We start from the raw sequence: 26463 nt of genomic DNA, 5'->3' as shown, positions 1-26463 counted from the left end.
GTCGCCAAAACAGGCTTCTTCGGTCGGGAAGCCTGCGGTGACTGGAATCCAGAGAATGTAAGCAGTGCGTTTTGACTGCTGATATGACCATTGAGGCGGCGGTGTATTGTTCCCTCAATTGGATCCGAACCGGAAGAAACGATTGAAGTGGGCGCATCTCGGAATTGCGTTCAATTCGGTCAATTGAAAGGAAACTGCAATGAGCAAAGTCAGCAACAGCGGCGGCGATTCAAAGAATACGCTTTATTGCTCGTTCTGTGGCAAAAGCCAGCATGAAGTTCGTAAGCTGATTGCAGGCCCGACCGTATTTATCTGCGACGAGTGCGTCGAACTTTGCATGGACATCATCCGCGAGGAAAACAAAACCTCGATGGTGAAGTCGCGCGAAGGTGTACCTACGCCGCAGGAAATTATGGACGTTCTTGACGATTATGTCATCGGCCAGAAGGGCGCCAAGCGCGTTCTCGCTGTAGCCGTGCACAATCACTACAAGCGTCTCGCACATCAGACGAAGAGCAGCGACATCGAACTGGCGAAGTCCAACATTCTGTTGGTCGGCCCTACGGGTTGCGGCAAGACCTATCTTGCCCAGACACTCGCACGCATTATCGATGTTCCGTTCACCATGGCTGATGCCACGACGCTCACAGAAGCCGGCTATGTCGGTGAAGACGTCGAAAACATCATTCTGAAGCTGCTTCAGTCGGCTGATTACAACGTTGAACGCGCACAGCGCGGCATCGTTTACATCGACGAAGTCGATAAGATCAGCCGCAAGTCGGACAATCCTTCGATCACCCGCGACGTGTCGGGCGAAGGCGTTCAGCAGGCGCTTCTGAAGATCATGGAAGGCACCGTTGCTTCCGTACCGCCGCAGGGCGGTCGCAAGCATCCGCAGCAGGAATTCCTGCAGGTGGATACGACGAACATCTTGTTCATCTGCGGTGGCGCTTTTGCTGGTCTCGACAAGATCATCTCGGCACGCGGTGAGAAGACATCGATTGGTTTCGGTGCAAACGTGAAGTCGGTTGATGAGCGTCGTATCGGTGACGTGTTCAAGGAACTGGAACCGGAAGATCTGCTGAAATTCGGTCTCATTCCGGAATTCGTCGGTCGTCTGCCTGTTATCGCCACTCTGGAAGATCTGGATGTCGATGCACTGGTACAGATCCTGACCGAGCCAAAGAACGCGCTCGTGAAGCAGTATCAGCGTCTGTTCGACATGGAAAGTGTCGAGCTGAGCTTCCACGACGACGCTCTGCGCGCGATTGCCAACAAGGCAGTTGAACGCAAGACCGGCGCTCGCGGCCTGCGCTCGATCATGGAAAAGATCCTGCTCGACACGATGTTCGAGCTTCCAACGCTGGAAGGCGTGCAGGAAGTGGTCATTTCCGGCGATGTTGTGGATGGCAGCGCTCGTCCGCTCTATATCTATGCTGAGCGGCAGGAAGAAAAGGGCAATGCGTCGGCCTGACGATTGCGAGAACTTTTGTAAAAGGCCGCGCAAGCGGCCTTTTTCTTGTCTATGTCTTGGCTGATGCTGAATACAACGAGCGCTTGTTATTGTACAAATTCCCGTGACGGCGCAGGATAGATGACGATTCTATGAATGCTGCCCCTTAAAGCAGCTTGAATTAAGGAGTTCGACACTCCAATTATGGACCGAAGCACTGGTTGTGGACTGCCTCATAATGAAAGGGGCCACAGCCTGTGGCAATCGGGTCGAATGACCTGAGAAAGGACTGAATAATGACGGGTATTGAACAGAAGACCCCAGCGGGTGGCGAAGACGGGCTGTTTGCCGTTCTGCCGTTGCGCGATATCGTAGTCTTCCCCCATATGATTGTTCCGCTGTTTGTTGGACGCGAAAAGTCGATCAAAGCGCTTGAAGAAGTGATGGGTGTCGACAAGCAGATTCTGCTCGCAACGCAGAAGAATGCGGCTGACGACGATCCGGCACCGGATGCAATCTATGAAATCGGCACGATCGCCAATGTGCTGCAGCTTCTCAAGCTGCCAGACGGTACCGTAAAGGTTCTCGTCGAAGGCACTGCGCGCGCCAAGGTTTCCAAGTTTACCGATCGTGAGGATTATCACGAAGCTTACGCAACGGCTCTGCCTGAGCCGGAAGAAGATGCGGTTGAAGTTGAGGCTCTGGCCCGCTCGGTGGTTTCCGACTTCGAAAACTACGTCAAGCTGAACAAGAAGATTTCGCCGGAAGTGGTTGGTGCTGCCAGCCAGATCGACGACTATTCCAAGCTCGCCGATACGGTTGCTTCACATCTTGCGATCAAGATTCCTGAAAAGCAGGAAATGCTGTCGATTCTCTCGGTGCGTGAGCGTCTTGAGAAGGCACTTGCCTTCATGGAATCCGAGATTTCGGTTCTGCAGGTTGAGAAGCGCATCCGTGGCCGCGTCAAGCGCCAGATGGAAAAGACGCAGCGCGAATATTATCTCAACGAACAGATGAAGGCGATCCAGAAGGAACTTGGTGATGGTGAGGATGGTCGCGATGAAGCGGCTGAACTCGAAGAACGCATCAACAAGACCAAGCTTTCCAAGGAAGCTCGCGAAAAGGCACAGGCTGAGCTGAAGAAGCTGCGCAGCATGAGCCCGATGTCGGCGGAAGCGACTGTTGTTCGTAACTATCTCGACTGGCTGCTGTCTATTCCTTGGGGCAAGAAGTCGAAGATCAAGCAGGATCTGAACTTTGCCGAAGGCGTACTCGGTGACGATCACTTTGGTCTGGAAAAGGTCAAGGAGCGCATTGTCGAGTATCTCGCGGTGCAGGCTCGCTCGACCAAGATCAAGGGTCCGATCCTCTGCCTCGTTGGACCTCCCGGCGTTGGTAAGACCTCGCTTGCACGTTCGATTGCCAAGGCTACCGGCCGTGAATATGTCCGTATGTCGCTCGGCGGCGTGCGTGACGAGGCTGAAATCCGCGGTCATCGCCGCACCTATATTGGCTCGATGCCCGGCAAGGTCATCCAGTCGATGAAGAAGGCGAAGAAGTCTAACCCGCTCTTCCTGCTCGATGAAATCGACAAGATGGGCCAGGATTTCCGCGGTGATCCGTCATCGGCAATGCTTGAGGTACTGGACCCAGAACAGAACTCAACCTTCATGGATCACTACCTTGAGGTTGAATATGATCTGTCGAACGTCATGTTCGTAACGACTGCCAATACGCTGAACATTCCCGGTCCGCTTCTGGACCGTATGGAAGTCATCCGTATTGCCGGTTACACCGAAGATGAAAAGCTCGAGATTGCCAAACGGCACCTGCTGCCAAAGGCGATCAAGGATCATGCTCTGCAGCCGAAGGAGTTTTCGGTCACGGACGATGCGCTGCGTAACGTTATCCGTCTTTACACGCGTGAAGCCGGTGTTCGTAGCCTTGAACGTGAGATGATGACTCTGGCACGTAAGGCCGTGACCGAGATTCTGAAGTCGAAGAAGAAGTCGGTGAAGATCACTGACAAGAACCTCTCCGATTATCTCGGTGTCGAGCGCTTCCGTTATGGTCAGATTGATGGCGAAGATCAGGTCGGTGTCGTCACGGGCTTGGCATGGACTGAAGTGGGCGGCGAATTGCTGACCATCGAAGGTGTCATGATGCCTGGTAAGGGCCGTATGACTGTCACGGGTAATCTCCGTGATGTGATGAAGGAATCGATTTCTGCGGCGGCATCTTATGTTCGCTCGCGTGCGGTTGATTTCGGCATCGAGCCTCCGTTGTTCGACAAGCGCGACATCCACGTTCACGTACCGGAAGGTGCGACACCAAAGGATGGTCCGTCGGCTGGTATCGCCATGGTCACGGCAATTGTCTCTGTTATGACCGGTATTCCGGTTCGTAAGGACGTTGCGATGACCGGTGAAGTGACGTTGCGTGGCCGTGTGCTTCCTATCGGTGGTCTCAAGGAAAAGCTGCTTGCTGCATTGCGTGGCGGCATCAAGAAGGTTCTGATCCCGGAAGAAAACGCCAAGGATCTGGCGGATATTCCGGACAATGTGAAGAACAATCTTGAGATCGTTCCAGTGTCGCGAGTCGGTGAAGTGCTGAAACATGCACTGGTTCGTGAGCCGCAGCCGATCGAGTGGACAGAGCCTGAAACGCCTGTTGCATCCGCTCCTGTGGACGACGATGCAGGTGTTTCAACTGCACATTAGTCATTGCTAGTGGCTAATAAGCATACAATGCCGGGCTAAATTCCCGGCATTTCTGTGTTTAACCCCGGTTTTCCGGGGTTTTTTCGTGTTGACAGGCTTGGTTTGTCAACCGATTTGAATAAACTGCACCCAATCCGTTCGCGTAAATCGCGTCGGCAGATAAAGAAAGGAAATGCCTATGAACAAGAACGAATTGGTCGCCGCAGTAGCGGAAAAGGGCGGTTTGACTAAGGCCGACGCAGGAACTGCTGTTGACGCTGTACTCGCAGCTGTCACCGGTGCTCTCAAGGCTGGCGAAGAAGTACGCCTGCCAGGCTTCGGCGTTTTCTCCGTTTCGCATCGCGCAGCTTCGACTGGCCGGAACCCTTCGACCGGTATGGAAGTTGCTATTCCTGCCCGCAACGTGCCGAAGTTCTCGGCTGGCAAGGGCCTGAAGGATGCCGTTAACGGCTAATCCTTATGAACTGGCGCGGCATGATCGCGATCAGTTATGCGAGAAGGCCCGGTTTGACCGGGCTTTTTTCATTTCTACGGTCTATGGTTTTAATTGGGAGGTTTCGCGATGCGCTTTCGTAAAATGAGTATGGCTCTCCCGGTTATTGGCTTTGCAGGGCTGCTTTTGGGTATCCAATCCGCGCAGGCGGAAAGCTGTGACGAGCAGGTCTTTCAGGACACCAAATTCATCATCTGCACGGTGAAGGCTAAAGAAAACCTGCGTCTGTTCTGGAAGGGCGCAGATGGCGAGCCTTATCGCAATTTCTCGAAAGTTGCGGATGCTGTGGCTGCACAAGGCAAAACGCTGTCGTTCGCGTTTAACGCGGGAATGTACAGGGAAAATTTCGCGCCTATGGGGCTTTTTGTCGAGGACGGGCAGGAACTGGTTGCGGCCGATACGAAAGTGCCTCAGCGCGCGTCTGGCCCAATTCCGAACTTCTATAAAAAGCCCAATGGTGTTTTCTATTTTAGTGATGACAGCGCCGGCATTGTTGCGACTGACAGGTTTTTGAAACGTCGGCCGCAGGCGCGCTTTGCGACTCAATCCGGACCGATGTTGGTCATTCAGAACAAGCTCAATCCGATTCTGATCAAAGGATCGACGGACCGGACCCGTAGAAGCGGCGTTGGTGTTTGCGCCGATGAGACCATCCGCTTTGCCATCAGCGAAGATGCGGTGAATTTCTATGATTTCGCGTCACTGTTTCGAGACGAGCTGAAATGCGCGAACTCACTGTTCCTCGACGGTGGTGGCGGTGCCGGAATTTACAATCCAGCCATGGGGAGAAACGATATCTCGTGGCATGGCGGATATGGCCCGATTGTGGGATTTGTTGAATAGCAAAAAGCCGGGCACTAGGGCCCGGCTCTGATATATACACTTATTCAGCAGCTTCTGCTTTGCCCTTTGGGCGCCGCTCCAGCAGTTCTTTCAGGAACTGGCCTGTATAAGAGCGCTTTTCCTTCACGATGTCTTCCGGACGTCCAACGGCCACGATCTCGCCGCCGCCATCACCACCTTCCGGACCAAGATCGATAACCCAGTCGGCAGTCTTAATGACTTCGAGATTGTGCTCGATGACCACAACCGTATTGCCCTGTTCGACCAGCTCGTGCAGCACTTCGAGAAGCTTTGCAACGTCGTGGAAGTGCAGGCCGGTCGTCGGCTCGTCAAGAATATAGAGTGTGCGACCCGTTGCGCGGCGCGACAGTTCCTTGGCGAGTTTCACGCGCTGCGCTTCACCACCCGAAAGTGTCGTTGCCTGCTGACCGACCTTGATATAGCCGAGGCCAACCTTCACCAGCGTTTCAAGCTTGTCACGCACGGCTGGAACTGCGGAGAAGAACTCAGCGCCTTCCTCAACCGTCATGTCGAGAACATCGGCAATCGATTTGCCTTTGAACTGCACTTCCAGCGTTTCGCGGTTGTAGCGCTTGCCGTGACAGACGTCACAGGTGACATAGACATCCGGCAGGAAGTGCATCTCAATCTTGATGACGCCATCGCCTTGGCAGGCCTCGCAGCGACCACCCTTCACGTTGAACGAGAAGCGTCCCGGTTGATAACCGCGAGCCTTGGCTTCCGGCAGACCAGCGAACCAATCGCGCATCGGTGTAAACGCGCCGGTATAGGTCGCCGGGTTGGAACGCGGCGTGCGGCCAATCGGCGACTGATCGATGTCGATGACTTTATCGAGGAATTCCAGTCCTTCGATGCGGTCATGCTCCGCTGGATGTTCGCGCGAGCCCATGATACGGCGCGAAGCGGCCTTGAACAGCGTTTCGATCAGGAAGGTGGACTTGCCACCACCGGATACGCCTGTAACTGCCGTGAATGTGCCAAGCGGAATATCCGCTGAAACATCCTTCAGATTGTTGCCACGCGCGCCGACAACGCGGATGCGCTTGTTCTTGGTTAGCTTGCGGCGCTCAGCGGGAACAGCTACTTCCATCGCACCCGACAGATATTTTCCGGTGAGCGAATTCGGGTTGGACATAACGTCTTTCGGCGTGCCCTGCGCGATGATCTTGCCGCCATGAACACCAGCTGCAGGGCCGATATCGACCACATAGTCTGCTGTCAGGATCGCATCTTCATCGTGTTCGACGACGATAACGGTATTGCCGAGATCGCGTAGGTGACGGAGCGTGTCGAGAAGGCGGGCATTGTCGCGCTGATGCAAGCCAATGGACGGCTCATCGAGCACGTAAAGCACGCCAGTCAGACCGGAGCCGATTTGTGAGGCAAGGCGAATACGCTGGCTTTCACCACCCGACAGCGTGCCGGAATTTCGCGCCAGCGTCAGATAATCGAGACCAACATCGTTGAGGAATTCCAGACGTTCGCGGATTTCCTTGAGAATACGGGCAGCAATTTCGCGCTGCTTGTCGTTGAATGTGCCATCGACATCGCGGAACCACTGATCCGCATTGCGGATCGACATGCTGGTGATTTCACCGATATGTTTCATGCCAACCTTCACCGCCAGCGCTTCCGGCTTCAGGCGAAAGCCTTTACAGGCCGGGCAGGGCGTCGAAGACATGAAGCGTTCGATTTCTTCACGCGACCATGCCGAATCGGTTTCTTTCCAGCGGCGCTCGAGATTGGGAATCACACCTTCAAAAGCCTTGGTGGTCTGATAGGAACGCAGGCCATCATCATACTGGAAGGTGATTTCCTTGCCCTTGGTGCCATAGAGAATGGCGTCCTGTGCTTCAGCGGAAAGATCCGACCACTTGGCACTGACCTTAAAACCATAGGCTTTGCCGAGCGCTTCGAGCGTCTGATTATAATAAGGCGAAGATGAACGAGCCCAGGGCGCAATCGCTCCATCTTTCAGGGCAGCATTCACATCTGGAACAATCAGGTTTGGATCGATTGCCTGCTGGGTTCCCAGGCCGTCACAGGTCGGACAGGCGCCAAATGGATTGTTGAAGGAAAACAGGCGCGGCTCGATTTCCGGGATTGTAAAGCCGGAAACAGGGCAAGCGAATTTTTCCGAGAACATTACGCGTTCATGCGTCTCGTTGGCCGACTTGTTCGCGGCACCACCTCCGGCAGTTTCTTCCGGCGGCAGCGGCTTGTCGGCAAATTCTGCGATCGCCAGACCTTCCGCGAGCTTGAGACAGGTTTCAAGGCTGTCGGCGAGGCGGGTCGAGAGATCAGCACGTACCACAACACGGTCGACGACCACATCAATATCGTGCTTGTACTTCTTGTCGAGCGCCGGAACATCAGCGATTTCATAGAAGGTGCCATCGACCTTCACACGCTGAAACCCCTTTTTCTGAAGCTCGGCCAGCTCTTTCTTGTATTCGCCTTTACGACCGCGAACGATAGGCGCGAGGATATAAAGACGCGTGCCTTCTTCAAATGCCAGAACCCGATCAACCATCTGGCTGACTGTCTGGCTCTCAATCGGCAGACCGGTGGCTGGCGAATAAGGCACGCCCACACGCGCGAAAAGCAGGCGCATATAGTCGTAGATTTCAGTAACGGTGCCGACAGTCGAGCGCGGATTGCGGCTTGTCGTCTTCTGTTCGATGGAGATGGCAGGGGACAGACCGTCGATCTGATCGACATCTGGCTTCTGCATCATCTCAAGGAACTGGCGCGCATAAGCCGAAAGGCTTTCGACATAGCGGCGCTGACCTTCCGCATAGATCGTATCGAAGGCCAGCGATGATTTGCCGGAGCCTGAAAGGCCTGTCATCACGATCAGCTTGTCGCGTGGTAGATCTAGGTCGACATTTTTCAGATTGTGTTCACGCGCGCCACGTATGGAAATGAATTTCTGATCGCTCATTCCGCGTCCTGCCTGTTTGGTCATGTCATGGAGTGTTCGGGCGCCGATATACGTCGCGCCGCTCCATAATATGGGGATGAACCCCTTCCAGGGAAAGGGGGCCGGTCAATCGTTCGGTGCAGATTTAGCACCAGAACAAAGATCGAACAACCAGCCTTCTGATAGGCGATACGAAATGTGAACGCAAGAGCGTTGACTGTTACTCCTGACAGGAGCAGACTACATTTACTCGCTGAATGGGGAGATATCGGAAGGGATGAAACGATATCGACAAGAGGTCCCAGTCAGTCGAGCCAACGCAACAGGGAGGTAAAGGAGCATGAGTCCACCTGACTACGTTGCCTAGCTTTCATATTGATGAAAGCACAATTGTCTGCGGTCATAGCTGCCTCATCTGCAAGGAATGATGCATTTTTGATTGAAACAGGTAATTGCAGAAAATTTAAAACATGCGCGGAAATATGGTCTCGTACCTCAGATTTCCGATTAGATTTATCGGCGAAGTACTGTCGATATGAGAGCATTGCTCAACCCCAAGCCCTGCGCGCCTAATAAACAGTGAGCGGCAGGGCTTATCTCTGTTCTCTCAGGAATTATCTGCTGAAAATTGTCAGTAGTTATTGCATTTCGAACAAAACAAGAACATAACTTCTGTGGAACACTATTAAAATAGCCCCTCCAATGAGAGCGCATGGAGAGTGGCTGTTGTAGAGTGTTTGCTGAGTTTCTGGTGATGGCGCATGGTTGCGCCTGATCTTTATTTTGGACAGCACCCCTTGTCTGGATAAATCTGGATGAAGTCTGGATGAAGACGTGCGGGAAGGCGTGCTTGCGAGACCCGGAGTAAGTTTTCGATGGCTGGTAGCGTCAACAAAGTCATTCTGGTCGGCAATCTTGGTGCCGATCCTGAAATTCGTCGCCTCAATTCAGGTGATCAGATCGCCAATCTGCGCATTGCGACTTCGGAAAGCTGGCGCGACCGTCAGACCGGCGAACGCAAGGATCGTACCGAATGGCACAGCGTTGTCATTTTCAACGAAAATCTTGCCAAGGTTGCCGAGCAGTATCTGAAAAAGGGTGCCAAGGTTTATATCGAAGGCGCGCTCCAGACCCGCAAGTGGCAGGACCAGAACGGAAACGACCGCTACAGCACCGAAATCGTGTTGCAGAAGTTCCGCGGCGAGCTTCAGATGCTCGATGGCCGTGGTGAAGGCGGCGGCGAAGGTCGCTCATTCGGCGGTGGTGGCGGTGGCAATCGCAACCAGATGTCGGATTATTCCGGCGGCGGTGGTGATTTCGGTTCCTCCGGCCCATCCAATCAGGGTGGCGGCGGCGGTGGTTTCTCCCGCGATCTCGACGACGAAATTCCATTCTGAGAGCGGATATAATCTGCTTTATAAGATAAACACGATAAGGCGCTGTTTTTACAGCGCCTTTTCTATTGGTTGTTAGCGGCCAAAATCAAAGAAAGCCAAACTAGGAGCGCATTTAAAGCGCATCCTCACAAATGCGAACCGGTTTTCGGAGCAAGATGCGCGTAAAAACAAAGAGATAGAGCAGTTCCAATGATTCGGTTTTAACAGAAACCGCTCTAAAGAGGCTTATCAGCGTGGTCTATCCGGATATGTGATCTGCTCGCCGTCTTCTTTCGTGAATGAAGCAACGGGATTTTCCAGAAGAGGCAGAACCAGTTCTGAAGGGCGGCATAGTCTCGTGCCGAGCGGTGTTTCTACAATAGGCCGATTGATCAGGATTGGATGAGCCATCATGAAGTCGATCAGCGCGTCATCGCTCCATTTCGGGTCAGACAAGTTGAGTTCGACATAAGGTGTGCCTTTCTCGCGCAACAATTCCCGCGGCTTTACATTCATGGCCGCCAGAAGCCCTGTCAGACGTTCCCGTGTAGGCGGGTTTTGTACATATTCGATGATGACTGGTTCTTCACCACTGGCGCGGATGATTGCCAGCGTATTGCGCGAAGTGCCGCATTTAGGGTTGTGAAAAATAGTCACTGTCATCGGCGTTTTCCTGCCTGAATTAGTTACAGAATAATTCCTTAAACTGAATCAGTTTAAGGTAAAACTATGCTGTAAATATAAAGTGTTAGAGCGACTTTTGTGCGCCAAAAAGGGCGCACAGCGCCCTAGTGGATTGAGTTTGTCGTTTGAATCCCGGCTGACACTTATGCTGAGCAAATATTAGAATCAGACCACCAGTGTGTGATTAAAGCAGCTTCTGGGCTGGTTTTGGCAGTATCTGAATCAGCACGATCTAGCTCATGTCATTCATCTGAGGATCGCCGGGATAAGTCTCGATTGAGAATTCCATATTGTCTGCAGAGAACCGGGTGAGCGAATATTGGATCGGTTCCCCATCCGTGTTCACATTGATAGCTTTGGCTGTCAGCACAATGGCGCCTGGCGAAAGTTTTAAATGTTTCAGATCATCAGAATCTGCATGTCGGGCGGATATGATTGTCGATTTGCGGAAATAATCCGTAAGACCTGCTTTTCTGAAAGCCAAGGTGACAGAACCACTCTCTGCATAGTCCGTGGTGATTTCCGGAAATTTTTCGGCGCTGATCCAAAGTGTAGCGCGCGACACAGGGCGTCCGTCGGCACTGTGTAAGGTTTCCAGTTGCGTAACAGGTGAACCGATCTCAATTGCAAGAGCTTCGGCTATGTCTTGAGAAGCGGGCACTGTGTCGGAAGCGAGTAATGCGCCCTTCATGTCGCGTACCTGCGAAGCCAGCGATTGCGAAATACGAGTGCGGCGCCCGATCTGGTAGGTAAGGCGTTTTGCATTGGCGATAAAAGTGCCGCGTCCTTGTTCCGCGCGCAATACACCTTCCTGCGTAAGAGCCGCAATTGCGCTGCGCACGGTATGGCGATTGACGCCAAATCGTTCTGCCAGGTCCATTTCGGCTGGCATACGCGCGCCCGTAGCAAGTTTCCCGGCCATGATGTCGCCGCGTATCTCGTCGGCAATCTGCCGCCAGATGGCTACACCGCTGTTTCTCTCAATCCGTCCGCTCTTTTTCATCTGCGCCTTTGTCATCAATTGTCATCGTCCTGTCATTGGCAGGGTGTATTCATTCTGGTATTGTATAGTTGTCTATATGAATAGACAATTAAGGCGATCAAGTCAACCGGATTAGATAGGGCGGATAAGCTCATGAACACGATGGGGCATACTACGCGGCACAGCACAGTTGAAAGTGGAGGTGGCTCCACCGCTGGAAGCAATTTGGCGCCGGATGCAACGCAAGCAGCACGTCAGGCCAGTATGGCGCTTCTCGCTCGCGCAAGCGGCGAAGAATTGAAAACGTTCTGGCAGAACTGGGCAGACAAGCCTGAATTTGAAGTTTTGCGTGGTCCTGAAACCGGACTGGTTATGATGCGCGGTCGTATTGGCGGTGGCGGTGCTCCGTTCAATGTTGGCGAGGCAACCGTCACCCGCGCAACTGTTCGTCTGGCGAATGGCTCGGTTGGGCATTCCTATGCGCTGGGACGTGATCAGGAAAAGGCGAAGCTGGCTGCATTGTTTGATGCGCTCTGGCTCGATGAGGCTACCCGCGATGCGATCGAAAGCAGTGTGCTCAACGCATTGCGTGGTCGTGTCGATACTGCGGATGCAAAACGGCGCGGCGAAGCTGCTGCCACGAAGGTCGATTTCTTCACAATGGTTCGGGGAGACAACTGATGCTCCATTCTTCTTCTGCATTTGAAGGCGGACTGGCTGATCCAGTCAATGAAGCGCAGTCGGCGTTTCATGCAGTCATGCACGCAATGGCCAATCCTGGTCGTATCCATTCGCTGCCTAGTGCGGCTGCGCCATCAAAGCCGCTTACGCCTGAGCTTGGCCTGATCGCAGCAACGCTTCTTGATCACGACGCAAGCGTCTGGGTCGATGCCGAAATAGCAGCCAATCAGGATGCGACGGCATGGCTGACATTCCATACTGGTGCACCAATCGTCGGCGATCAGTCGAAAGCGCAGTTCGCACTTGTAACGGATACGCAATCGTTGCCGGCACTTTCTTCCTTCGCGCAGGGAGACCCTGAATTTCCGGATCGTTCGACGACTGTTTTTCTAGCAGTTTCGTCGTTGACGAGTGGGCAGGGTTTCAGCCTCAAAGGCCCGGGCATCAAGGATGAAACTGTGCTGACTGTTGATGGTTTGCCGCAGGATTTTGCTGCGCAATGGCGTGAGAATGGCGCGTTGTTTCCGCTGGGTATCGATCTGGTGCTCGTCGCTGACGGCAAAGTCGCAGCGCTTCCCCGCACCACGCGTATAGCAAGTTTGGAGCATGATCCCGAAAAGTGGGAACCGGTTTTCGGAAAAGATCATGCTGTCGAAAAGATTGAGGGCTAATCCATGTATGTTGCTGTAAAGGGCGGTGAAACCGCCATCCGCAATGCCCACCGTCTGCTTGATGATCGCCGTCGTGGTGACCGTTCGGTTCCGGCGTTGCGTCTTGACCAGATTGCTGAACAGCTGGGTCTCGCCGTTGATCGCGTCATGGCCGAAGGTTCGCTTTATGACCGAGAACTCGCAGCACTTGCCGTGCGCCAGTCGCGGGGCGATCTGATTGAGGCAATCTTTCTGGTTCGTGCCTACCGCACAACCTTGCCGCGTTTTGGCTATTCGCTACCCCTTGAGACCGCGAATATGCTTATCGAACGCCGCATTTCGGCCACCTATAAAGATCTGCCCGGCGGGCAGCTGTTGGGACCGACATTTGACTACACGCATCGTCTGCTTGATCCGGAACTGGCGGGTGATGTCAGTGTTCCCGAGCCGGAAGTGCGTGCGACTGAGCCTGAAGAAACGCCACGCGTGACCGATATTCTCGGTGTCAACGGCATGATCGAAGAAGACGGTGCGATGCCGGAAGGGCATGAGCCGGGCGATCTTACCCGCGAACCGTGGACGTTCCCGATGCCGCGAGATTTGCGCTTGCAGGCTTTGGCGCGCGGTGATGAAGGCTTCCTGCTGGCGCTGGGTTATTCCACGCAGCGCGGTTATGGCAACACGCATCCATTTGTCGGTGAAATCCGCATTGGCGAGGTGGAGGTTGAGTTCGATGTGCCTGAGCTCGGCTTTGCCGTTTCGCTTGGCCGTGTTCAGCTGACCGAATGCCAGATGGTGAGCCAGTTCAAAGGCTCTTCCAAGCAGGCACCACAGTTCACCCGTGGCTATGGTCTGGTGTTCGGACAAAGCGAGCGCAAAGCCATGTCGATGTCGCTTTGCGACCGGGCGCTGCGTGTCCGCGAATTCGATGCGGATGTGACAGCACCCGCGCAGGACGAAGAATTCGTCATTTCCCATTCCGACAATGTGCAGTCGACGGGCTTCGTTGAGCATCTGAAATTGCCCCATTACGTGGACTTTCAGGCCGAACTCGATCTCATCCGCCGTATGCGTGCGGAATATGAACAAGCGAACAACGAGACTGAAGTTTTGGCAACCGAAGCAGCAGCCAATATCGGCACAGGCAAGGAAGCAGCAGCCAATATTGCCGCAGGCAAGGAAGCAGCAGAATGAGCGATCTAGCCAATTACAATTTCGCCTATCTGGACGAGCAGACAAAGCGGATGATCCGTCGTGCTATCCTGAAAGCCATTGCTATTCCGGGCTATCAGGTTCCGTTCGCAAGCCGTGAAATGCCGATGCCTTATGGCTGGGGCACAGGCGGCGTCCAGGTGACGGCGGCAATTCTCGGTCAGGATGACGTGCTCAAAGTTATCGATCAGGGCGCTGATGATACGACCAATGCCGTTTCCATCCGGGCATTCTTCCAGAAAACTGCCGATGTTGCCGTGACAACCCATACGGGTGAGGCGACTATCATCCAGACACGTCACCGCATTCCGGAATATCCGCTGACTGAAGGGCAGGTGATTGTCTATCAGGTGCCAATTCCTGAGCCGCTGCGTTTTCTGGAACCGCGTGAAACCGAAACGCGCAAGATGCACGCGCTTGCCGAATATGGCCTCATGCATGTGAAGCTTTACGAAGATATCGCGCGCCACGGCCATATCGCCAAGACCTATGATTATCCGGTGATGATCGAAGGGCGCTATGTCATGGCACCGTCGCCGACGCCCAAGTTCGACAATCCAAAGATGCATATGTCGCCAGCTTTGCAGCTTTTTGGTGCTGGTCGTGAAAAGCGCATCTATGCCGTACCGCCTTATACGGATGTCGTGAGCCTCGATTTCGAGGATCATCCATTTGAGGTGCAGAAATTCAAACAGCCTTGCGCATTGTGTGGCGCTCGCGGTGTCTATCTCGACGAAGTCGTGCTCGATGACCGTGGCGGCTCGATGTTTGTCTGCTCCGACACCGATTATTGTGAAGATCGTCAGGCGACTGGCCACTTTGGCCATCTGGCAGCGAACAATGAGGCCGCAGCCAAGGGAGCCCTGAAATGAGTATTGAAATGAGCGTCGAACCTCTGCTGAAAGTCAGCAATCTCTCGAAGTTTTATGGCAGTCGTCGCGGTTGTGCGGATATCGATTTCTCGCTGTGGCCGGGCGAAGTGCTGGCCATCGTTGGTGAATCGGGTTCGGGCAAGACGACTTTGCTCAACTGTCTGGCAACACGTCTGGAACCGACATCGGGCAGTGTCGAATATCGGATGCGTGATGGCGAGTTCCGCGATCTTTACAAGATCGGAGAGGCTGAACGCCGCTTTCTGATGCGTACCGACTGGGGCTTTGTGCATCAGAATCCCTCGGATGGTCTGCGCATGACCGTTTCAGCGGGTGCCAATGTCGGTGAACGGCTGATGGCTGTTGGCGAGCGCCATTATGGCAATATTCGCAACACGGCAACTGAATGGCTCGGACGTGTCGAAATCGCTGCTGACCGCATCGACGACCAGCCCCGCGCTTTCTCCGGCGGTATGCGTCAGCGTCTGCAGATTGCGCGCAATCTCGTCACGGCTCCGCGTCTTGTTTTTATGGATGAACCGACCGGCGGTCTCGACGTGTCCGTGCAGGCGCGTCTTCTCGACCTGCTGCGCGGTCTGGTGAGCGATCTCGGCCTTTCCGTTGTCATCGTGACCCACGATCTCGCAGTGGCGCGTCTTCTGTCCCATCGCATCATGGTCATGAAAGACGGCCATATTGTCGAACAGGGCCTGACAGACCGCGTTCTGGATGACCCGCAAGCGCCTTACACGCAGCTGCTCGTGTCGTCTATTCTGCAGGTTTAGTAAATTAAAACAGATGTTTGCAGCGTGTTGTTCGTAAATTAGCGAAACTTCATGCGTGAGGTGAGAAATGACACAAGTTAGAACATCCTCTCCGTTGGCCGTGTCGGGTCTGGCGAAGACTTTCACGATGCATTTGCAGGGTGGCATTCAGTTGCCAGTCGTAAGTGGCGTGGACTTCAATCTGGAAGCAGGCGAATGCGCCGTGCTTGGCGGACCTTCCGGTGCTGGTAAGAGCTCCATTCTCAAGATGGTCTATGGCAATTACGCCGTGAATGCAGGCTCTATCCTCATTCGTCACGAAGACCGTATGGTGGATCTGGCAACAGCCGATCCGCGCGAAGTGCTGGCTGTTCGGCGTGATACGATTGGTTATGTCAGCCAGTTCCTGCGCACATTGCCTCGCGTGGCAGCAATCGACGTCGTTGCGGAGCCATTGGTGGCTCGTGGTGTTGATCGCGATGCTGCTCGCAATCGTGCAAGCGAATTGCTCGCGCAGCTCAACCTGCCGGAACGGCTCTGGGCATTGCCACCTGCAACCTTCTCTGGCGGTGAGCAGCAGCGCGTGAATATTGCGCGTGGTTTCATCACGGATCATCCCGTGTTGCTGCTTGATGAGCCGACAGCTTCGCTCGATGCCAAAAACAGGGCAGTGGTTGTTGATCTCATCAAGGCCAAGAAGGCGCAAGGCGTCGCAATGCTTGGCATTTTCCACGATGAAGATGTGCGTGAACAGGTTGCTGATCGCATTATCGACGTAACCGCTTTCTCGCCGAGGGCAGCAGCATGACCAAGCTCTCGGTAGAACCACTGGTTCACGAAACGGCTGAAGTAAACGGTAGCAAGCTTGGTCGATATACCGAGATCGGCGCGCGCAGCCGTGTGTCGGAGACTGTGCTGGACGACTATTCCTATCTCGGTATCGATTGCGAAATCTGGTGTGCTGAGATCGGCAAGTTTTCCAATATCGCCAGCCATGTGCGTATCAACGCCACCAATCATCCGACATGGCGTCCGACGTTGCATCATTTCACCTATCGCGCCGGTGATTACTGGCCGGAAGAAAAGGATGAGACGGAGTTCTTTGATTGGCGTCGCGGCAATGCTGTGAAAATCGGTCACGACACATGGCTTGGCCATGGCTCCACCATCTTGCCGGGTGTGACGGTTGGCAACGGTGCGGTTGTCGGTGCGGGAGCTGTCGTGAGCAGGGACGTGGCGCCCTATACGATTGTTGGTGGTGTCCCGGCGCGTCTCATTCGTGAACGCTTCGACGCTGCGACCGGCAATCGTCTGGATCGACTGGCCTGGTGGGACTGGAGCCATGATCGTCTGCGTCAGGCGCTCGATGATTTCCGCGCGCTCGATATCGAAGCATTCCTCTCGAAATATGAAACGGCCGCCAATGCGAATGCGGTCATGAAAGAGCTATCCAATGGCTAATGAAACCGTTCTGAAAAATGCGCAGATCGTGCTTGCTGATGAGATCGTTTCTGGTTCTATCCTGATCCGTGATGGCAAAATTGCCGCCATAGATCAGGGCAATACCAATGGCGGCGATGACATGGATGGCGATTATGTTATTCCAGGCCTCATCGAGCTGCATACCGATCAGCTGGAAAGCCATTACGCGCCGCGCCCAAAGGTGCGCTGGAATGTCGATGCAGCGGTTCAGGCGCATGATGCGCAGGTTGCAGCATCGGGCATCACGACAGTTTTCGATGCGATGCGCGTTGGTTCCGATTATGACCGTGACTTCGTGGGCAAGGATATGCGGATGCTTGCGGACGCCATCGAAAGCGGTGTTCGCGAAAATCGCTTGCGTGCAGACCACTTTCTGCACCTGCGCTGCGAAGTTTCCTCCGCAGATTGCCTTGAAACATTCGAGCTTTTCGCAGGCGATGACCGCGTTAAACTTGCTTCGCTGATGGATCATGCACCGGGACAGCGTCAATTCGTTGATCTTAATACGTATCGCACTTATTACATGCGCAAGATGAAGCTCACGGATGAGGAGTTCCGGGTGCATTGTGAGAAGCGTATGGCGGATTCGGACGCCTATTCGGCCAAACATCGTCGCGCCATTGCCGAACTGGCAGCAGCGCGCAGCATCGTGCTGGCCAGCCATGATGATGCGACCAGCGCGCATGTCGATGAATCACTCGACCATGGTGTGCGGATCGCCGAGTTTCCGACCACGATGGAAGCAGCCAGTGCCTCAAAAGGTGCAGGCCTTTCCATTCTGATGGGCGCGCCCAATATTGTGCGCGGTGGCTCGCATTCCGGCAATATCGCTGCACGCGATCTCGTCGATAATGGCAGCCTCGACATTCTGTCCTCGGATTACATTCCGTTCAGCCTCATTCAGTCGGCTTTCGGCCTTGCTTCGGGGGAGCGTCCGATTGCGCTGCCACAGGCTGTCCGCCTCGTAACCAAGAACCCGGCTGATGCCATGGCTATGGATGATCGCGGCGAAATCGCTATCGGAAAGCGTGCCGATCTGGTTCGCGTGCGCCCGAAAGGTGCAATTCCGGTTGTGCGCACTGTCTGGCGCGAAGGCGAACGGGTGCTTTGATGCAGATGCAATCCGATACGCCGAAAGGCTGTTTCGTTGCCGTTGTCGGCCCCAGTGGGGCCGGCAAAGACACGATTATGGATGCAGCGCGTGTGGCTCTTGCGGGCGACACGCGGTTTCATTTTGTGCGCCGGATCATCACGCGTCCGCAAATGCCGGGCACGGAAGATCACGACAGTTTGGATGAAGCAGCATTTACAAAAGCCGCAGGCGAGGGTGCTTTCGCGCTGCACTGGCAGGCGCATGGCCTGAGCTATGGATTGCCTAAATCGCTTGATGATGAAATCGCCGACGGTATCGTCGTGATTGCCAATGTCTCGCGGCGTGTACTTGGCGATATCCGCAGGCTTTATTCGGAACGGTCCGTGGTCGTCATTTCGGCTAGGCCGGAAGTACTTGCAGAGCGGCTTGCATCGCGCGGACGTGAAAGTCGAGAAGAAATCGCTTTGCGACTTAAGCGCGAAGTGAGCTTCGATGACAGTGCAGACGATGTCGTCATAATAGACAATTCAGGTGAAGTCGCTGCTTCCACAGATGCCTTCCTGCGTCACTTGCAGGAAATGAGCATTAAAACAATTGCCTAAATTAAAATCTTAAAGCGGAATGTAAGTTTACACAAACGTCATGGTCCGTTCATTGCAGTGTCATTGAACGGATCAATAGTGAGCATGAATGGAGACGAATTCATGCTTCAACTAAAAAACGTAACGCGCCGCTATAATGATAAGGTGGCGGTTTCGGGTGTTGACCTCGAGATCGAGCCCGGCTCGTTTGTTGGAATTATTGGTCGCTCGGGCGCGGGGAAGTCGACGCTGCTGCGTATGATCAATCGCCTGGTTGAGCCTTCAGAGGGAACAATTCACTGGGATGGTCGCGACGTTACCGGGCTCAAGGGTTCGGGATTGCGCGATTGGCGCGCACAATGCGCGATGATTTTCCAGCATTTCAATCTGGTCGATCGTCTTGATGTTCTAACCAATGTTCTGATGGGGCGTCTCAACTATGTTTCGACGCCTAAGTCGCTCCTGCGTATCTGGAGCGATGAAGAGCGTCTGATCGCTCTTTCGGCGTTGCAGCAATTCGATATTGCGCATCTTGCAGCCCATCGCGCTGATGAGCTTTCGGGTGGTCAGCAGCAGCGCGTGGCCATTGCCCGTGCGCTTGTTCAGCAGCCGCGCATCATTCTCGCAGACGAGCCGATTGCATCGCTCGATCCGCGCAATACCCGCAGCGTCATGGACGCTTTGCGTCGCATCAATCGCGAATATGGCATCACGGTTCTCTGCAATCTGCACTCGCTCGATATTGCGCGCAGCTATTGCGATCGCCTCGTCGGCATGTCTGCCGGCAAGATCGTATTCCGCGGCACACCGTCGATGCTGACCGATATGGCATCACGCGACCTTTACGGCATGGAAGCCGATGACGTCATCGATACCGATGAACAGGCTGAAACAATGCCAATGCCAGTTCCGCAGTCGGCCGAAGCCGTTCTGCGCCAGCTTTCCGCCTGAGCGCACAAAGCTCCGGAAAAAAATACGCTCCAAAATCAGGGATTAACAGGAGATACCTATGCTTAACCGTAGAAACTTTCTGGCGGCTGCTGCGCTTACCGCTACGCTGACCATGCCGATGATGGCTTCCACTGCACAGGCTGCAGACTGGAGCAAGGATTATCCAGAAATCGTTCTGGGCGTGATCCCAGCTGAAAACGCTTCGACCACTTCCGACCGTTATGCGCCTCTGGCAGCTTATCTCGGCAAGGAACTCGGCACGAAGGTTACGCTGCGCGTTGCTAACGACTATGCGGCTGTTATCGAAGGTCAGCGCGCTGGCAACATTCAGATCGCATTCTATGGCCCGGCTTCTTACGCCCGCGCTGTGATGACTGGCGTTGAAACCACTCCGCTCGTCAACCAGCGTCATGACACCGGCGTAAACGGCTATTATTCGGTTGTTTATGTTCGCGCCGACAGCCCTTACCAGAAGATGGATGACCTCAAGGGCAAAGCGATTTCTCTCGTCGATCCTAACTCGACATCGGGCAACAACGCGCCACGCTTCTTCTTGAACCGCGATGGCTATAGCGTTGATACGTTCTTTGGTAAGAACTTCTTTGCTGGCAGCCACGAAAATGCAGTTCTCGCTCTCGCTCAGGGCACCGCAGACGCTGCTGCAAACTCCTGGAACTCGGAAGACGATTCCAACCTGACCCGCATGGTCAGCCGCGGCGTTCTCAAGGATGCAAACGGCAAGGCAATGACGAAGGATGATTTCCGCATCATCTTCAAGTCGGACTTCCTTCCAGAAGGCCCATTTGCGGTTCTCAGCACCCTGCCAGATCAGCTCAAGGCTGACATCAAGCAGGCCTTCCTCGATATGCCAACCAAGGACAAGGCTGGCTTTGACGCTCTTTCCGACGGCAAGGATAAGGAATTCGTAGCGACCGAAGCCAAGGAATATGAGCCAATCATCGAGATGCTCAAGTTCAACGACAAGGCTCGCAAGTCTTAATCCTTAGAACAATTGAAGTGCCCGGAACGTAACCCGTTCCGGGCATTTTTATAGGAAAGATCGCATGACGGTATCCTCACTCGACGGCAACGGAGCAAAAAGCCTGCTTGCCGATTATCGGAGAGAAGTCGGCAAACGGCGTCTCTACGGTATCGCGCTCCTCCTTGCGCTCGTCGTTGTCGCCATTGCTGCCTCCGTCGTTGCCGATGTTCGGCCGGGCACTCTGGTCGAAAATCTCTTTCGCTTTACAAGCTATCTTGGCCGCATCCTGCCAGATCTGACGATTGCCAATTTCTGGGGCGATCTCGCTGCCTGGTACTGGAATCTCGGCGGCTGGCTCAAGATGCTGTTTGAGACGCTGCTCATTGCCTATCTGGCAACATTGATTGGCGGCATCATCGCTTTTGCCGCGTCATTTGCGGCGTCATCCAACATGGCTCCCAATTCGACGGTGCGTTTCGTCGTTCGTCGCGGTCTGGAGCTGCTGCGTACGGTTCCCGAAATCGTCTTCGCGCTGCTTTTCGTCATCGCTTTCGGTCTTGGGCCGATGGCTGGTGTGCTGGCGCTGATGCTTCATACAACGGGAGCACTGGGCAAATTGTTCTCCGAAGTTGTTGAGAACATCGATGTGCGTCCGGTGGAAGGCATTCGTGCATCGGGTGGTTCCGGCTTTCAGGTCATCCGTTTCGCCGTGCTTCCACAAGTAGCCGCAAATTTTGCGTCCTACGGCCTGCTGCGCTTCGAAATCAACGTGCGCGGTGCTTCGGTTATGGGCTTTGTGGGTGCGGGCGGTATCGGGCAGGAACTGCTGACTTCGATCCGTCAGTTCTATTACAGCGATGTCAGCGCCATTCTGCTTTTGATTATCGTAACCATTGTTGCCATCGATCTCATTACACAGCGTATTCGCCATGCGCTTTTGGGCCGTATTGGTTGAGGAGCGTGATCCCGAAAAGTGGGAACCGGTTTTCGGAAAAGATCATGCTCAAACAAAAGAGAGAATTATGACCGATATTGCACAAAGTCTCTCCCGTGAAGCGCACGCGCATGAAAAGGAACTTCGGGCAGAACATGCCGAATTGTTCGGAAACGCGCGTGCCTGGCGAAATCTGGCGATTTTAACCGTAGCTTTGATTGCTTCCGTCTGGTTCGCTTTCTACTGGCTCGATTTTTCGCTGCTGCGCATTCTCAATGGCCTGGGTCGCCTCGGCGATTTCACGCTTATGATGATGCCGCCTTCGTCCGGTGGGCGTTTCAGCCTTTATTTGTGGTCGATGATGGAAACGCTGGCAATCGCCTATCTCGGCACATTGCTCGCGGCAATTCTTGCTTTCCCATTCGGCTTTCTTGCTGCCAAGAACATCATCCCGAATGTGTTCCTGCATTTCGGCATCCGTCGCTTCCTCGATACCATTCGTGGCGTCGATACGCTGATCTGGGCACTGATCTGGGTGTCGGTTGTTGGTCTCGGACCGTTTGCCGGTATTCTCGCAATTGCCTGTTCGGATTTCGGGGCATTCGGCAAGCTGTTCTCGGAAGCCATTGAAGGCGCAGACAAGAAGCCGATCGAGGGCGTTGTCTCATCGGGCGGGAGCAAACTGCACGGCTATCGCTTCGGCGTGTTGCCGCAGGTTCTGCCGCTGATCGGAAGTCAGGTGCTTTACTTTTTTGAGTCAAACACCCGTTCGGCAACCATCATCGGTATCGTTGGAGCAGGCGGCATCGGCGCGCATCTGGCTGAGCAGATCAAGGTTCTCAATCTTCAGGACGTTTCCTTCCTGATCATCATGATCCTGATCGCCGTCGCTGTTATCGACTGGTTCTCGTCCAAGCTTCGCCATGCGATGATTGGCAAGAAGGCGATGAAATCGGCTTAAAGCGCATCCTGAAAACCGCTTCGCACTTTTCGGGATGCACTCTAACCATTGATAAGTGTCTTAACGCCATCTGCCACAAACTGAACCGCAAGTGCTGCGAGGATCACACCGAGCAGACGGGTCAGAATAGAACGGCCGGTTTCGCCAAGAAACCGGTCGACGCGTTCTGCGAGCAGCAACACGAAATAGGTAATCAGCAAACAGACGGCTATGACGCCGAGAAGGGCGGCACGGGGACCGATGCCGTCAAAAGAATCTGATGTCAGCACGATAGCCGAAATAGCACCCGGACCTGCGATCAGCGGAATGGCCAGCGGGAATGCCGCGATGTTGCGGATATGGTCCTTGGTAATGGCAACCTCGGCGCTCTTTTCCTTACGCTCGGTTCGCTTTTCGAAAATCATCTCGAAAGCGATCCAGAAGAGAAGCAGGCCACCTGCGACACGGAAGGCGCCGATGCTGATACCAAACATACCGAGTATCTGCGCGCCAGCAATCGCAAACAGCGCCATAACGATGAAGCCGATGATGGATGCGCGCAGCGCGACCTGTCCGCGATGGTTGCGATCCATGCCGGGTGTGAGTGCCAGAAACAGTGGCGCGAGACCGGGCGGATCAATGGTGACGAGGAGGGTGACGAAGGCGCTGAAAACCGTATCGTAGAACCCCATGCTAAACTCGCCCCTTTTGTTGGTATTCTCTGCCTGATTTGTGAAACGGATTGTAGCCGATGAGTGGCGCTCGGTCGACGCAAAGCGCACGCTCAGGCAACATCATTGCGCGATCTTTATGTGAATATCTTTCAAGTTATTGATTCGATGAATGAAATTCGCCGGTTGAAATGGCCCCGAAATTGGCGTTTTGTGACGTTTTATTCTATAAAGTGACTTTATCGATTCTGTTGAGAAAGATATCTGAATAGTGTCAGATCAAACACCTCCACCCGGTTCCGAAGATATGGATGGCGGCCCAAGCGGCCCTACAGGTATCGAACCGATTTCCATTATTGAGGAGATGCAGCGCTCCTATCTCGATTACGCAATGAGCGTTATCGTGAGCCGTGCTCTGCCTGATGTGCGCGACGGCTTGAAGCCCGTACATCGCCGTATTCTCCACGCCATGAACGAGATGAACCTCGCTTACAATCGCCCCTACCGAAAGTCGGCAGGTGTGATCGGTGAAGTGATGGGTAAATACCATCCACACGGCGACTCTTCTATTTATGACGCCTTGGTGCGCATGGCGCAGGACTTCTCCTTGCGCGATCCACTTGTGGACGGACAGGGCAATTTCGGTTCCATCGATGGCGATCCGCCAGCGGCGATGCGTTATACCGAATGCCGTCTGGAAAAAGTCACCGAATCCCTTCTGTCGGATATCGACAAGGATACGGTTGATTTTCAGGACAACTATGATGGCCGCGAGCGGGAACCTATGGTTCTGCCTGCCCGCTTTCCAAACCTGCTTGTCAATGGTTCGGGCGGTATTGCGGTTGGTATGGCAACCAATATTCCGCCGCACAATCTTGGCGAAGTCATTGATGGTTGCGTAGCGCTGATCGACAATCCGGCTCTTGAGCTGGAAGAAGTCATGGAAATCATTCCTGGTCCGGATTTCCCGACCGGTGGTATTATCCTTGGGCGTGCCGGCATCAACTCGGCCTACAGCACGGGTCGCGGTTCCGTTATTATGCGTGGTCGCGTGGCGATAGAGCCAATGCGCGGCGACCGTGAAGCTATTATCATCACCGAGATACCGTATCAGGTGAACAAGGCTTCGATGATCGAGAAAATGGCCGAACTGGTGCGCGACAAGCGTATCGAGGGCATTTCTGATCTGCGCGATGAATCGGACCGCGATGGCTATCGCGTTGTAGTCGAGCTCAAGCGCGATGCTGTTGCCGATGTCGTGCTGAACCAGCTTTATCGCTACACGCCGCTGCAGACCTCGTTTGGCTGCAACATGGTGGCGCTGAATGGTGGCAAGCCGGAACAGCTCAATCTTCTCGACATGCTGCGCGCTTTCGTGGCGTTCCGCGAAGAAGTGGTAACGCGCCGCACCAAGTTCCTGCTCAATAAGGCGCGTGATCGCGCGCATGTGTTGGTTGGTCTTGCGATTGCAGTTGCCAATATTGACGAGATTATCGCTCTCATTCGTCGTGCGCCAGATCCGGCGACCGCGCGTGAGCAGTTGATGGAACGTCGTTGGCCTGCCGCCGATGTGGCACCGCTGATCCGTCTTATCGATGATCCGCGTCATGCGATCAACGATGATAACACGTATAACCTCTCGGAAGAGCAGGCGCGTGCTATTCTTGATCTTCGCTTGCAGCGCCTGACAGCACTTGGCCGCGATGAAGTTGCGGACGAGCTGAATAAGATCGGCGAAGAAATCCGCGATTATCTGGAGATTCTTGGCTCGCGCATTCGCGTTATGACAATCGTCAAGGAAGAGATGATTGCTGTTCGTGACGAGTTCGCTACGCCGCGCCGTACCGAGTTTGGTCTTGGCGGCGCCGAAATGGACGATGAAGACCTCATCGCTCGCGAAGATATGGTCGTCACCGTCAGCCATGCCGGTTATATCAAGCGTGTACCGCTGGCGACCTATCGTGCGCAGCGTCGTGGCGGCAAAGGCCGCTCCGGCATGGCAACGAAGGACGAGGATTTCGTAACCCGTCTGTTCGTCGCCAATACGCATACGCCGGTGCTGTTCTTCTCCTCGCGCGGCATCGTCTACAAGGAAAAAGTCTGGCGTCTGCCAGTGGGTAATCCGCAGTCGCGCGGCAAGGCACTCATCAATATGCTGCCATTGCAGCAGGGCGAGCGCATTACCACGATCATGCCGCTGCCGGAGGATGAAGAATCCTGGGCAAACCTCGACGTCATGTTCTCGACCACGCGCGGTACGGTTCGCCGTAACAAGCTGTCGGACTTCGTTCAGGTCAACCGCAACGGCAAGATCGCGATGAAGCTCGAAGACGAGGGCGATGAAATCCTCTCGGTCGATACCTGTACGGAATTCGACGACGTGCTTCTGACCTGTGCTGGTGGCCAGTGCATTCGCTTCCCTGTCACGGATGTTCGCGTCTTTGCTGGTCGTAACTCGATCGGCGTACGCGGTATCAATCTGGCGGAAGGCGATAAGGTCATCTCGATGGCAATTCTGCATCACGTTGATGCAGACGCTTCGCAGCGTGCCGCTTATCTCAAGCGCTCGATTGCTGAACGTCGGGCACAGGGTGCAGACGACGCCGATGATATCGTTGTTGTCGGTGAAGAAGTTGCGGTGGAAGCTGATCTTTCCGAAGAGCTCTATCAGGAGTTGAAGGCTCGCGAGCAGACTGTTCTCACGGTTAGTGAGTATGGCTACGGCAAGCGTTCCTCGTCTTATGAGTTCCGTGTTTCTGGCCGTGGCGGCAAAGGTATCCGTGCAACCGATACGTCGAAGACCGACGAAATCGGCAAGCTGGTAGCGCTCTTCCCGGTCGAGGCAAGCGATCAGATCCTGCTGGTTTCCGATGGCGGTCAGCTGATCCGCGTGCCGGTTGGTGGCATTCGTATCGCTGGACGCTCGACCAAAGGTGTCACGATCTTCAATACGGCTGACGGCGAAAAGGTCGTCTCGGTCGAGCGCATTTCGGAAACCGAAAGCGATGAAGAGAATGGCGCTGCCGAGGTTGATGAAACCGCAGCTGAGGGTGATGCACCTGCAGCTGGTGGCGAAGAATAAAGGAAACTCCCTGATGCAAGCAGTATCAGGGGATTTCATGTTCCAAATAAAAAGGCCGATGGTTCACCATCGG

23 protein-coding genes are annotated in these 26463 nt (G+C 54.3%); 19 read left to right on the top strand and 4 right to left on the bottom strand.

Annotation, left to right across the window (positions count from 1 at the left end; translation table 11 throughout):
- Positions 1–199: 199 nt before the first annotated feature.
- The 4 genes from clpX (at position 200) to KMS41_05530 (ending at position 5509) form a co-directional block, all read left to right on the top strand.
- Complete coding sequence (clpX, locus tag KMS41_05545) at positions 200–1474, top strand: ATP-dependent Clp protease ATP-binding subunit ClpX (GenBank protein QWK78688.1); 1275 nt, start codon at positions 200–202, stop codon at positions 1472–1474.
- A gap of 275 nt (positions 1475–1749) precedes the next feature.
- A complete protein-coding gene (gene lon, locus KMS41_05540) occupies positions 1750–4173 on the top strand; it encodes an endopeptidase La (protein QWK78687.1) in 2424 nt (807 codons plus the stop codon).
- Positions 4174–4351: 178 nt separating this feature from the next.
- Positions 4352–4627 carry an HU family DNA-binding protein gene (locus KMS41_05535; protein QWK78686.1) on the top strand — a complete coding sequence of 92 codons (276 nt, stop codon included), beginning with the start codon at positions 4352–4354 and terminating at the stop codon, positions 4625–4627.
- Positions 4628–4735: 108 nt separating this feature from the next.
- Entirely contained in the window at positions 4736–5509 is a 774-nt protein-coding gene (locus KMS41_05530) for a phosphodiester glycosidase family protein (protein ID QWK78685.1), read from the top strand.
- A 40-nt stretch (positions 5510–5549) separates the two neighbouring features.
- Here KMS41_05530 and uvrA read toward each other — a convergent pair whose 3' ends face one another.
- Complete coding sequence (uvrA, locus tag KMS41_05525) at positions 5550–8474, bottom strand: excinuclease ABC subunit UvrA (protein QWK78684.1); 2925 nt, start codon at positions 8472–8474, stop codon at positions 5550–5552.
- Positions 8475–9328: 854 nt separating this feature from the next.
- On the opposite strand from uvrA, the gene ssb reads away from it, so the two are divergent.
- Positions 9329–9850 (top strand): single-stranded DNA-binding protein, encoded by a 522-nt coding sequence (gene ssb, locus KMS41_05520; protein ID QWK78683.1) that lies wholly within the window; start codon positions 9329–9331, stop codon positions 9848–9850.
- A 228-nt stretch (positions 9851–10078) separates the two neighbouring features.
- Here ssb and arsC read toward each other — a convergent pair whose 3' ends face one another.
- Entirely contained in the window at positions 10079–10492 is a 414-nt protein-coding gene (gene arsC, locus KMS41_05515; GenBank protein ID QWK78682.1) for an arsenate reductase (glutaredoxin), read from the bottom strand.
- Between the two features lie 253 nt (positions 10493–10745).
- Positions 10746–11516, bottom strand: a complete 771-nt coding sequence (gene phnF / locus KMS41_05510; GenBank protein ID QWK78787.1) for a phosphonate metabolism transcriptional regulator PhnF — start codon at positions 11514–11516, stop codon at positions 10746–10748.
- A 132-nt stretch (positions 11517–11648) separates the two neighbouring features.
- On the opposite strand from phnF, the gene phnG reads away from it, so the two are divergent.
- From phnG to phnE (KMS41_05445), 13 genes are all read left to right on the top strand, one after another.
- Positions 11649–12176 (top strand): phosphonate C-P lyase system protein PhnG, encoded by a 528-nt coding sequence (gene phnG, locus KMS41_05505; protein ID QWK78681.1) that lies wholly within the window; start codon positions 11649–11651, stop codon positions 12174–12176.
- Positions 12176–12847 (top strand): phosphonate C-P lyase system protein PhnH, encoded by a 672-nt coding sequence (gene phnH, locus KMS41_05500; GenBank protein QWK78680.1) that lies wholly within the window; start codon positions 12176–12178, stop codon positions 12845–12847. Before phnG ends, phnH begins: the two co-directional genes overlap by 1 nt.
- A 3-nt stretch (positions 12848–12850) precedes the next feature.
- On the top strand, positions 12851–14020 hold the full coding sequence (locus KMS41_05495; GenBank protein ID QWK78679.1) for a carbon-phosphorus lyase complex subunit PhnI: 1170 nt from the start codon (positions 12851–12853) through the stop codon (positions 14018–14020).
- A complete protein-coding gene (locus KMS41_05490) occupies positions 14017–14910 on the top strand; it encodes an alpha-D-ribose 1-methylphosphonate 5-phosphate C-P-lyase PhnJ (GenBank protein QWK78678.1) in 894 nt (297 codons plus the stop codon). Before KMS41_05495 ends, KMS41_05490 begins: the two co-directional genes overlap by 4 nt.
- 8 nt (positions 14911–14918) lie before the next feature.
- Positions 14919–15695 (top strand): phosphonate C-P lyase system protein PhnK, encoded by a 777-nt coding sequence (phnK, locus tag KMS41_05485; GenBank protein QWK78786.1) that lies wholly within the window; start codon positions 14919–14921, stop codon positions 15693–15695.
- Between the two features lie 67 nt (positions 15696–15762).
- Positions 15763–16482 (top strand): phosphonate C-P lyase system protein PhnL, encoded by a 720-nt coding sequence (gene phnL, locus KMS41_05480; protein ID QWK78677.1) that lies wholly within the window; start codon positions 15763–15765, stop codon positions 16480–16482.
- Entirely contained in the window at positions 16479–17135 is a 657-nt protein-coding gene (locus KMS41_05475) for an acetyltransferase (GenBank protein ID QWK78676.1), read from the top strand. The genes phnL and KMS41_05475 overlap by 4 nt, the downstream gene beginning before the upstream one ends.
- A complete protein-coding gene (locus KMS41_05470) occupies positions 17128–18267 on the top strand; it encodes an alpha-D-ribose 1-methylphosphonate 5-triphosphate diphosphatase (protein ID QWK78675.1) in 1140 nt (379 codons plus the stop codon). The genes KMS41_05475 and KMS41_05470 overlap by 8 nt, the downstream gene beginning before the upstream one ends.
- Positions 18268–18272: 5 nt before the next feature.
- Positions 18273–18851, top strand: coding sequence for a phosphonate metabolism protein/1,5-bisphosphokinase (PRPP-forming) PhnN (gene phnN / locus KMS41_05465; protein ID QWK78785.1), 579 nt, complete (start codon positions 18273–18275; stop codon positions 18849–18851).
- 102 nt (positions 18852–18953) lie between these two features.
- Entirely contained in the window at positions 18954–19781 is an 828-nt protein-coding gene (gene phnC, locus KMS41_05460; GenBank protein QWK78674.1) for a phosphonate ABC transporter ATP-binding protein, read from the top strand.
- A gap of 58 nt (positions 19782–19839) precedes the next feature.
- Positions 19840–20781 carry a phosphonate ABC transporter substrate-binding protein gene (phnD, locus tag KMS41_05455; GenBank protein ID QWK78673.1) on the top strand — a complete coding sequence of 314 codons (942 nt, stop codon included), beginning with the start codon at positions 19840–19842 and terminating at the stop codon, positions 20779–20781.
- A 64-nt stretch (positions 20782–20845) separates the two neighbouring features.
- Complete coding sequence (gene phnE, locus KMS41_05450) at positions 20846–21718, top strand: phosphonate ABC transporter, permease protein PhnE (protein ID QWK78672.1); 873 nt, start codon at positions 20846–20848, stop codon at positions 21716–21718.
- Between the two features lie 67 nt (positions 21719–21785).
- Positions 21786–22658 (top strand): phosphonate ABC transporter, permease protein PhnE, encoded by an 873-nt coding sequence (gene phnE, locus KMS41_05445; protein QWK78671.1) that lies wholly within the window; start codon positions 21786–21788, stop codon positions 22656–22658.
- 41 nt (positions 22659–22699) lie between these two features.
- On the opposite strand, the gene KMS41_05440 is transcribed toward phnE (KMS41_05445), so the two are convergent.
- On the bottom strand, positions 22700–23329 hold the full coding sequence (locus KMS41_05440) for a MarC family protein (GenBank protein QWK78670.1): 630 nt from the start codon (positions 23327–23329) through the stop codon (positions 22700–22702).
- A 286-nt stretch (positions 23330–23615) separates the two neighbouring features.
- On the opposite strand from KMS41_05440, the gene gyrA reads away from it, so the two are divergent.
- A complete protein-coding gene (gene gyrA, locus KMS41_05435; GenBank protein ID QWK78784.1) occupies positions 23616–26390 on the top strand; it encodes a DNA gyrase subunit A in 2775 nt (924 codons plus the stop codon).
- Positions 26391–26463 lie beyond the last annotated feature (73 nt).

The sequence above is a fragment of the Ochrobactrum sp. BTU1 genome, from assembly GCA_018798825.1.
Taxonomy (GTDB): Bacteria; Pseudomonadota; Alphaproteobacteria; order Rhizobiales; family Rhizobiaceae; genus Brucella.
The sequence above is the reverse complement of the archived record's forward strand: the minus strand, read 5'-3'. Positions and strand labels throughout refer to the sequence as shown.

Coding starts and splice junctions, on each gene's coding strand:
- clpX (QWK78688.1), top strand. CDS start 200: ATGAGCAAAGTCAGCAACAGCGGCGGCGATTCAAAGAATACGCTTTAT.
- lon (QWK78687.1), top strand. CDS start 1,750: ATGACGGGTATTGAACAGAAGACCCCAGCGGGTGGCGAAGACGGGCTG.
- KMS41_05535 (QWK78686.1), top strand. CDS start 4,352: ATGAACAAGAACGAATTGGTCGCCGCAGTAGCGGAAAAGGGCGGTTTG.
- KMS41_05530 (QWK78685.1), top strand. CDS start 4,736: ATGCGCTTTCGTAAAATGAGTATGGCTCTCCCGGTTATTGGCTTTGCA.
- uvrA (QWK78684.1), bottom strand. CDS start 8,474: ATGAGCGATCAGAAATTCATTTCCATACGTGGCGCGCGTGAACACAAT.
- ssb (QWK78683.1), top strand. CDS start 9,329: ATGGCTGGTAGCGTCAACAAAGTCATTCTGGTCGGCAATCTTGGTGCC.
- arsC (QWK78682.1), bottom strand. CDS start 10,492: ATGACAGTGACTATTTTTCACAACCCTAAATGCGGCACTTCGCGCAAT.
- phnF (QWK78787.1), bottom strand. CDS start 11,516: ATGAAAAAGAGCGGACGGATTGAGAGAAACAGCGGTGTAGCCATCTGG.
- phnG (QWK78681.1), top strand. CDS start 11,649: ATGAACACGATGGGGCATACTACGCGGCACAGCACAGTTGAAAGTGGA.
- phnH (QWK78680.1), top strand. CDS start 12,176: ATGCTCCATTCTTCTTCTGCATTTGAAGGCGGACTGGCTGATCCAGTC.
- KMS41_05495 (QWK78679.1), top strand. CDS start 12,851: ATGTATGTTGCTGTAAAGGGCGGTGAAACCGCCATCCGCAATGCCCAC.
- KMS41_05490 (QWK78678.1), top strand. CDS start 14,017: ATGAGCGATCTAGCCAATTACAATTTCGCCTATCTGGACGAGCAGACA.
- phnK (QWK78786.1), top strand. CDS start 14,919: ATGAGCGTCGAACCTCTGCTGAAAGTCAGCAATCTCTCGAAGTTTTAT.
- phnL (QWK78677.1), top strand. CDS start 15,763: ATGACACAAGTTAGAACATCCTCTCCGTTGGCCGTGTCGGGTCTGGCG.
- KMS41_05475 (QWK78676.1), top strand. CDS start 16,479: ATGACCAAGCTCTCGGTAGAACCACTGGTTCACGAAACGGCTGAAGTA.
- KMS41_05470 (QWK78675.1), top strand. CDS start 17,128: ATGGCTAATGAAACCGTTCTGAAAAATGCGCAGATCGTGCTTGCTGAT.
- phnN (QWK78785.1), top strand. CDS start 18,273: ATGCAATCCGATACGCCGAAAGGCTGTTTCGTTGCCGTTGTCGGCCCC.
- phnC (QWK78674.1), top strand. CDS start 18,954: ATGCTTCAACTAAAAAACGTAACGCGCCGCTATAATGATAAGGTGGCG.
- phnD (QWK78673.1), top strand. CDS start 19,840: ATGCTTAACCGTAGAAACTTTCTGGCGGCTGCTGCGCTTACCGCTACG.
- phnE (QWK78672.1), top strand. CDS start 20,846: ATGACGGTATCCTCACTCGACGGCAACGGAGCAAAAAGCCTGCTTGCC.
- phnE (QWK78671.1), top strand. CDS start 21,786: ATGACCGATATTGCACAAAGTCTCTCCCGTGAAGCGCACGCGCATGAA.
- KMS41_05440 (QWK78670.1), bottom strand. CDS start 23,329: ATGGGGTTCTACGATACGGTTTTCAGCGCCTTCGTCACCCTCCTCGTC.
- gyrA (QWK78784.1), top strand. CDS start 23,616: ATGGATGGCGGCCCAAGCGGCCCTACAGGTATCGAACCGATTTCCATT.